The sequence below is a fragment of the Methylobacterium sp. M6A4_1b genome (genome assembly GCF_053345175.1).
In genome coordinates this window covers 1-7,823 of sequence record NZ_JBKEZQ010000058.1, presented here as the reverse complement: position 1 = coordinate 7,823, position 7,823 = coordinate 1, and the positions used below count along the sequence as shown (strand labels likewise).

5 protein-coding genes and 4 pseudogenes are annotated in these 7,823 nt (G+C 67.6%); 6 read left to right on the top strand and 3 right to left on the bottom strand.

Going from position 1 to position 7,823, the window contains the following annotated elements:
• Window positions 1-50 precede the first annotated feature (50 nt).
• Window positions 51-1,360 (bottom strand): annotated as a pseudogene (locus ACLBWX_RS22725) (IS701 family transposase).
• A gap of 97 nt (window positions 1,361-1,457) precedes the next feature.
• A pseudogene (locus ACLBWX_RS22720) lies at window positions 1,458-2,293 on the bottom strand (IS5 family transposase).
• A gap of 113 nt (window positions 2,294-2,406) precedes the next feature.
• Between ACLBWX_RS22720 and ACLBWX_RS22715 the strand changes: the two are divergent.
• Window positions 2,407-3,342: pseudogene (locus tag ACLBWX_RS22715) on the top strand (IS481 family transposase).
• 1 nt (window position 3,343) lies between these two features.
• On the opposite strand, the pseudogene ACLBWX_RS22710 reads toward ACLBWX_RS22715, so the two are convergent.
• Window positions 3,344-3,466, bottom strand: a pseudogene (locus ACLBWX_RS22710) (IS5/IS1182 family transposase); the annotation flags it as partial.
• Between the two features lie 87 nt (window positions 3,467-3,553).
• On the opposite strand from ACLBWX_RS22710, the gene ACLBWX_RS22705 reads away from it, so the two are divergent.
• The 5 genes from ACLBWX_RS22705 to rfbA form a co-directional block, all read left to right on the top strand.
• On the top strand, window positions 3,554-3,727 hold the full coding sequence (locus ACLBWX_RS22705) for a transposase (RefSeq protein WP_447679193.1): 174 nt from the start codon (window positions 3,554-3,556) through the stop codon (window positions 3,725-3,727).
• Between the two features lie 623 nt (window positions 3,728-4,350).
• A complete protein-coding gene (rfbC, locus tag ACLBWX_RS22700) occupies window positions 4,351-4,905 on the top strand; it encodes a dTDP-4-dehydrorhamnose 3,5-epimerase (RefSeq protein WP_447679194.1) in 555 nt (184 codons plus the stop codon).
• A 130-nt stretch (window positions 4,906-5,035) separates the two neighbouring features.
• Window positions 5,036-6,100 (top strand): dTDP-glucose 4,6-dehydratase, encoded by a 1,065-nt coding sequence (rfbB, locus tag ACLBWX_RS22695; RefSeq protein ID WP_447678178.1) that lies wholly within the window; start codon window positions 5,036-5,038, stop codon window positions 6,098-6,100.
• Window positions 6,101-6,105: 5 nt separating this feature from the next.
• Window positions 6,106-7,041, top strand: a complete 936-nt coding sequence (rfbD, locus tag ACLBWX_RS22690) for a dTDP-4-dehydrorhamnose reductase (protein ID WP_447678177.1) — start codon at window positions 6,106-6,108, stop codon at window positions 7,039-7,041.
• Window positions 7,038-7,823: glucose-1-phosphate thymidylyltransferase RfbA (rfbA, locus tag ACLBWX_RS22685; protein WP_447678786.1), on the top strand; the 786-nt coding region annotated here is incomplete at its 3' end. The genes rfbD and rfbA, both read left to right, overlap by 4 nt.

Here is a 7,823-nt window from a genome sequence, read left to right as displayed (position 1 = left end):
CTAGCACTACTTTGGCAGATTGATCTCAAGGTGGTTGATTGAGCACAGCATCACAGTGCGGGCATCGCCGCGGTGGTGGCCGACTGAGGTGATCCAGGATGGCCTGTCGGATCGCCGGCATCGAGGGCTGAGGCGGTGGGCAGGCGATTCTTTTTTTTCCGCCCCGCCGCTGCGAGGCGGCGGGACTGGAGGAAGGCGTAGGCCATCATCGTCATCAGCGCGTGTCGATGCAGTCCCGTCCAGGATCGGCCCTCGAAGTGGTCGAGGCCGAGTTCCTCCTTCATCTGCTGGTGGGCCTGCTCGCAGATCCAGCGCGCCTTGATCGTAGCGGCGAGCTGCTTGAGGGTCGCGTCGGCGGCCAGGTTCGAGAGATAGAACTTGCGCTCGCCCGAGCCTCGCTCCTCGCTCCTCGCGCACCAGCTAGACGGCTTCCCCGGGCAGGTGCTGGTTGCCTTGTGTACCGATCCGTTGCGTCGGACCGTCTGCCATCCGGATGCGCAACGCACAGAAGCGAGCCCGCAGCCGACCCTTGGTCCCGTGCCGCCAGGTCACCGACCGGCCGGTCATGTCTGCCAGGATCGCCTCGGCCGCGACGGAGACCTGATCCGGCACATGACGCTGGCGCGGTCGCCCACGCCCCGAGACGGGGAAGATCATCGCCACGTCGGCCGGGTAGACCTTGTTGCGTCCCGAAATCCCGACGGCCCATCTCAGGCCGCGCGCTCAGGGCCTGTCGGAACGGGGCGGAGCAGCCATAACCCGCATCGACCAGCACACAGCCGAAGCGCACGCCACCCTCTCGGACCCGATCGATCTCCGTGACCGCGATCTCCAGCTTGGTGCGGGCTGCGCGCCGATCCTCGGGAACGCCGGCCCTGGCCATCCGGTCCGGGTCGGCCGTCCAGGTCTCGGGCAGGAACAGCGCCAGGCCGACCGCCACGGGCACCTCGCCGCGCGCCAGCGTGAGCGACACCAGCGTCTGGCAGTTGGCGGTCTTGCCCAGCGTGGTGGCGTATTGCGGCGCGACCCCGACCGAGTTGTTGCCCTTCTTCGGCAAGGCGGTGTCGTCGACGACGAGGATCGCATCTGCACCGCCGACCAAGCGATCGGCCTCGTAGAGAAGCGCCTGCTGAAGCGGCGCCTCATCCCAGATCCCGGCGGCGATGAAGTGGTGCAGCCGATCATAGGGAACCCCATCGTTCCGCGCCGCTATCGGCTGGACGCTCTTGCGGTCGCCAAGGCCGATCAGACCGGCCACGTAGAGGGGGCACATCGCCCGGCGTGCCGAATGCGACAGGCCCGCCAGGAACGGCTGCAGCCATCGATCCAGATCGTCACGCCATCCGCCAGCACCTGACATCGCGCGCACCCACGCTCATGACCGTGGCATGCGAATCCGCAAAAACCTCCCGCGTTCCCTCAATCTGCCAAAGTAGGGCTAGGGCGCCTCTGCAAAGTCAGGTGAACCAGAGCATGGTCATGCCGAGCGTGACCATGGCGAGGCAATTCGTCGCTCGCTTTTCATAGCGGGTGGGGATGCGGTGATATTGCTTGAGGCGTCCGGTCAGCCGCTCGACCCTTTTGCGCTCTCGGTAAGCGGCTTTGTCGAAGTCGGGCTGACGCGGCTGATCCTTGCGGGTTGGGATGACCGGCTCGATCCGGCGCTGCCTGAGGCGGCGGCGTGCCGGTTAACTGAAGTAGCCCCGATCCTCGGCCGTTCGGCGGGGACGCAGATGCGGTCGGCCTCGGCCAGAGCGCGGCACGGCGCCTTTGTCCATCAGCGCGTCCAGAGCGAATGGCTCGTAGCGCTCGCCGGCCGTCAGCACTGCCGCGATCGGCTTGGCCTTCGCCGTCGGCCCGCAGTTGCAGCTTGGTCGAGAACCCGCCCTGGCTGTGCCCGAGCGCTTCACCGATCCCCTCGACCGTCGCCTCACCCCCGATGGCGCCAGACCAGCGTGCACCGGCGGCGTGCTGGTGAGCGCGCACCACCGTGGCGTCCACGAAGTGCAGGTCCCAGTCGAGATCGCCGGCCATCCGCCTGCGCCTGCAACTGCCGCAGCACCCGGTCGAATACGCCGGCTTGCCGCCAGCGGTAGAACCGGCTCGACGAGGTCCCGACAGCACTATGGCGGACCGGCAGATCCGCCCACGGCGCACCCGTGCGCAAGATCCAGAGCATCCCGTTCAGGACTTGCCTGTGACCCTCCACAGGCCGCTCCGTGCGCGGCTTCTGCGGAGGCAGCAGCGGGGCAATCTGCTCCCACTGCGCATCGGTCAGTTCGTAGCGTCGCATCCCCTGCACATGGGGGCGCACAAGCCGGCTGTGAACCCTTTGCAGAGACGCTCATGGTGTTTGATCCCGCGGTGTGGTGGTACGGTTGATCATCATGCTGCGAGGGATGCGCTATGGGCCAGGTTCTCCATGGAAGCGCCACCACGACGGGGCAGTCCTTCGCGCGATCCAGCTACGTGAAGAGAGCGTAAGGGCGCTGGCCCGGCGCTACGGCGTCAGTCCGACGACGGTGCAGAAAGTGGCGCAAACGGGCGACGACGCCGGATGCTCGGATGGGCCCCAAAGAGCCGCGCTCCACCGTGCTCACGATCGAGGAGGAGGCGATGATCGTCGCCTTTCGGCGCCACACCCTGTTGCCGCTCGACGATTGCCTCTACGGCTTGCACCCGACGATCCCGCACCTGACCCGGTCGTCGCTACATCGCTGTCTGGAGCGGCACGGCATCAGCCGACTGCCCGAGATCGACGGCGACAAGCCCAAGAAGCAGCGCTTTGCGAGCTACGCCATCGGCTACGTGCACATCGACATTGCCGAGGTGAGCACGGCTGAGGGCAAGCTCAGGCTGTTCGTAGCCATCGACCGCACCAGCAAGTTCGCCTTCGTGCGACTGGTGGAGAGCGCTGGCAAGATGGAAGCTGCTCAGTTCCTGCGCGACTTCATCGAGGCGGTTCCTTACCGCATCCACACCTTACTCACGGACAACGGCATTCAGTTCACGCCACGTCGGCAAGATAGCTACGACAGCCAGCACATCTTCGACCGCGTCTGCGACGAGCATGACATCGAGCATCGGCTGACCAAGGTGAATCATCCTTGGACCAACGGACAGGTCGAGCGAATGAACCGCACGGTCAAGCGCTTCCACTACGACAGCCACAACTAGCTTCGAACGCATCTGCATCTGTTCGTCGATGCCTACAATCACGCTCGTAGGCTCAAGACCCTGCGGGGCTTGACACCGATCGAGTTCATCCCGAGCGCCTGGAGGAAAGAGGCCGAACCCTTCAGGATCGACCCGTCACACCTCATCCCGGAACCATACACCTAGAGACGTGCAGGATGCCACCGATCACCCACCTGTCGTCGACCTGAGGATTGCTCGGTTGGCCGTGCGGCAGGTGCGGCTCGATCCGCGCCCAGGCTTCATCCGAGAGCCATAACGACCGTGCTATCGCGATCCTCCTGCGCTAGAGACCCAAAACTCAGAAAAGAAACGCGAATGATCTAAATGGTTGTATGAGTTTCCAACCGAAAGGCTGATGACGATCCCTGGTACGAGTTCGGTCGTGGCCTCGACTGTGCTGGCCTCCATCGGCGAGATCACTCGCTTCCCAACTCCGGACAGGCTCAGCAGCTACAACGGCCGGATCCAAAGGGTCCGGCTGGCCGGAAAACATCCGGCACGGCAGGATCTCGAAGCAAGGCGACGATGACGCCCGCAAGATGCTGGTAGACACGGCTTGGTCTGCCAAGACGGCGCCAGGTCTGCTGCGGGCCTTCTTCAACCGTGTGCAGAAGAAATGCGGTGCACCTGTTGCCGCGGTCGCCGCGGCTTGCAAACTTGCGGTGATGATCTGACACATCCTGATGAGCGGCATGGAGTACGCCTACGCTCGGTCGGCGTTCACGGCGATGAAACTGTGGAAAGTGGTGCTCAAGGCAGGCGCTCGTTGGGCCTACGGCAAGGCTGGCCTCAGTCGTGAATGATATATTAAGGAGATTCGCGAACGAGAAGCCGGGTACGTCGCACGCGTGGAACAGGCTTACGAGCGGATTGTCGCTACTTGGAAGGAGACGCTGAAAAAAGTTCTTCCGGGATGACAATGGGGGCTTCTCAACACCATCCGTCGAGAAGCAGATCTGGCCGTTGCCAATGAACCGAATGAATACGCTCTAGCGCCTGACCATGTAATCAATAGCCTGCGCGACCGGAGCCTTGGCCGCGAGCTTGGTGCCGTTGGCCCGTAGCCCTGTCTCCTGATCGGTAACACCTTGACATATCGCATCGAACAGATGCCATGAGCAAAGCATTATGAGGTTTCGAGGTCTTTCCGGCATGCAGGTGATCGAGACGGAGATTCCGGCGGTGCGGCGGGTGGTGCCGACGCGCTTCGGCGATGAACGCGGCTGGTTCTGCGAGACCTACCGGGCCGACATCCTGGCCCGCGCCGGCATCGCGGACGTGTTCGTCCAGGACAACCAGTCCTTCTCCGCCCCGCGCGGCACCGTGCGCGGCCTGCACTTCCAGCGCGCCCCCATGGCCCAGGCCAAGCTGATCCGGGTGCTCTCCGGCGCCATCCTGGACGTCGCCGTCGACCTGCGCCGCGCCTCGCCCACTTTCGGCCGGCACGTGGCCGTGCGCCTCGATGCGCAAGGCGGCGAGCAGCTCTACATCCCGGTCGGCTTCGGGCACGGCTTCTGCACCCTGGAACCCGACACCATGGTGGCCTACAAGGTCGCCGGCGGGGTCTACAGCCCCGAGCACGACGGCGGCCTGCTCTGGAACGATCCGGCGCTCGCCATCGCCTGGCCGGTGAGCGAGGCCGAGGCCCAGCTCTCGGCCAAGGACCGGGTCGCCCCGCGCCTGGCCGATCTTCCGCCGCTTTTCTGAAGCTCCTGCGGCGGACGATTCTTGCGGCGGACGATTCTTGCGGCGAACGGCCCGGCCGGCGCCGGTCCCGCCGCATCACCCCATCGCCGGATCGTCCATCGATCCGGCCTCACGAGAGACCCGTCATCCCATGCGCATCTTGGTCACCGGCGGCTGCGGCTTCATCGGATCGGCGCTCGTGCTGCACCTGGTGCAGGATCTGGGGCACGAAGTGGCGACCCTCGACGCGCTCACCTACGCAGCCAACCCGATCTCGCTCCAGCCGCTGGCGGACGACCCGCGCCACCGCCTGGTGGAGGCCGACATCTGCGATCCGGGAGCCGTGCACGCCCTCTACGCCGACTTCCGGCCCGAGGCGGTGATGCACCTGGCCGCCGAGAGCCACGTCGACCGCTCGATCACCGATCCGGGCGCCTTCATCCGCACCAACGTGGTCGGCACCCAGGTCCTGCTCGACGGGGCGCGCAGCCACTGGGAGACGCTGGCGGGACCCGAAAAGGCGGCCTTCCGCTTCCTGCACGTCTCCACGGACGAGGTCTACGGCTCGCTGCCGCCCGACGGCTTCTTCACCGAGGCGAGCCGCTACGACCCGCGCTCGCCCTACTCGGCCTCGAAGGCCGCCTCCGACCATCTCGCCCGCGCCTGGCACGAGACCTACGGCCTGCCCGTCCTGGTCACCAACTGCTCGAACAACTACGGCCCGCGCCACTTCCCCGAGAAGCTCATCCCGCTGATGATCCTCAACGCGCTGGAGGGCAAGCCGCTGCCCGTCTACGGCGACGGCCTGAACGAGCGCGACTGGATCCACGTGGAGGACCATGCCCGCGGCCTCGTGGCCGTGCTGGAGCGGGGCCGGGTCGGCGAGACCTACCTGCTCGGCGGGCGCGCGGTGCGCAACAACCTCGGCGTGGTCCAGGCGCTCTGCGCCGCCTTCGACCGCCTGCGCCCGGAGCAGGCCCCCCACGCGCGGCTGATCACCTATGTCGCCGACCGGCCCGGCCACGACCGGCGCTACGCCATCGACCCCGCCAAGGCCGAGGCCGAGCTCGGCTGGCACCCGACCCAGGACTTCGAGCGCGCCCTGGAGGAGACCGTGCGCTGGTATCTCGCCAACGAGGCCTGGTGGCGCCCGATCCGCGAGGGCCGCTACACCGGCGAGCGCCTCGGCCTGGGCACCGCCCCGAAGGCGGGGTGAGCCCGATGGCAGCCTCCGAGAACGCCGCACCGCGCGACATCCTGATCCTCGGCGGGGCCGGCCAGGTCGGCACCGAGCTGCAGGCGCCGGCGCTCTGGGACGCGGGCACGCGCCTGCACGCCCCGAGCCGCACGGCCCTCGACGTCACCGACGCCGCCGCGATCGCGGCGGCTCTCGGCGCGCGCCCCTACGCGGCGGTGGTCAACGCGGCCGCCTACACCGCGGTCGACCGGGCCGAGAGCGAGATCGCCGCGGCCTGGAGCCTGAACGCGGTGGCACCGGCACTGCTCGCCGCGGCCACCGCAGAGGCCGGCATCCCGCTCGTGCACGTTTCCACCGACTACATCTTCGACGGACGGACCGAGGCCCCCTGCACCCCCGACACGCCGGTCGACCCGCAGAGCGTCTACGGCGCCAGCAAGGCGGCCGGCGAGATCGCGGTGCGCAGCGCCAACCCGCGCCACGCCATCATCCGCACCGCCTGGATGATGAGCCCGCACCGGGGCAACTTCGTCAAGACGATGCTGCGCCTGGCGAACGAGCGCGAGCGCCTGAGCGTGGTCGACGACCAGCACGGCAGCCCGACCAGCGCGGGCGACCTCGCCGCCGGCCTGGCCCAGATCGCCCAGGCGCTGGCCCGCGACCCCGGCGCGCCCACCGGCACGCACCACTTCGTCAATGCGGGCGCCACCACCTGGTGCGGCTTTGCCCGCGCCATCGTGGCGGGCGCGGCCCGGCGCGGCGCCCGCGCGGTGCCGGTGGACGCCATTCCCACCAGCGCCTTCCCGACCCCGGCCCGCCGGCCGGCCTATTCGGTGCTCTCGACGGCGAGCCTCACGGCCGCCTACGGCCTGAGGCCGCGGCCTTGGGAACAGGCCCTGGACGACATCCTCGACCGGCTGGTCGGCCCCGAACGGACAACGACGGAGACACAGGCATGAAGGGGATCGTTCTGGCCGGCGGCACGGGCACGCGCCTGCACCCGGCCACCCTGTCGATCAACAAGCAGCTGCTGCCGGTCTACGACAAGCCGATGATCTACTACCCGGTCTCGGTGCTGATGCTGGCGGGCATCCGCGAGATCCTGATCATCTCCAGCCCCGAGCACCTCGACAACTACAAGCGCCTGTTCGGCACCGGCGAGCAGTTCGGGCTGTCCTTCAGCTACGCGCTCCAGCCCCGGCCGGAGGGGCTGGCCCAGGCCTTCCTGATCGGGCGCGAGTTCGTCGGCGACGACAGCGTCGCCCTGGTTCTGGGCGACAACCTGTTCTTCGGCTCGGGGATGCGCGAGATGCTGGCCCAGGCCCGCGCCCGCGAGACCGGCGCCACGGTGTTCGCCTACCACGTCGACGACCCCTCGGCCTACGGCGTGGTCACCCTCGGCCCCGACGGACGCCCCTTACGCCTCGTCGAGAAGCCGGTGACGCCCGAGAGCCCCTGGGCGGTGACGGGCCTGTACTTCTACGACAACCAGGTCCTCGACATCGCCGCCGGCGTGACGCCCTCGGCCCGGGGCGAGCTCGAGATCACCAGCGTCAACGAGGCCTATCTCGCGCGCGGGCAACTGCACGTGGAGCGCATGAGCCGCGGCTATGCCTGGCTCGACACGGGCACGCATGACAGCCTGCTGGAGGCGGCCGAGTTCGTGCGCACGCTCCAGCACCGCCAGGGCCTGCAGGTGGCCTGCCTGGAGGAGATCGCCTACCTGCAGGGCTTCATCGGC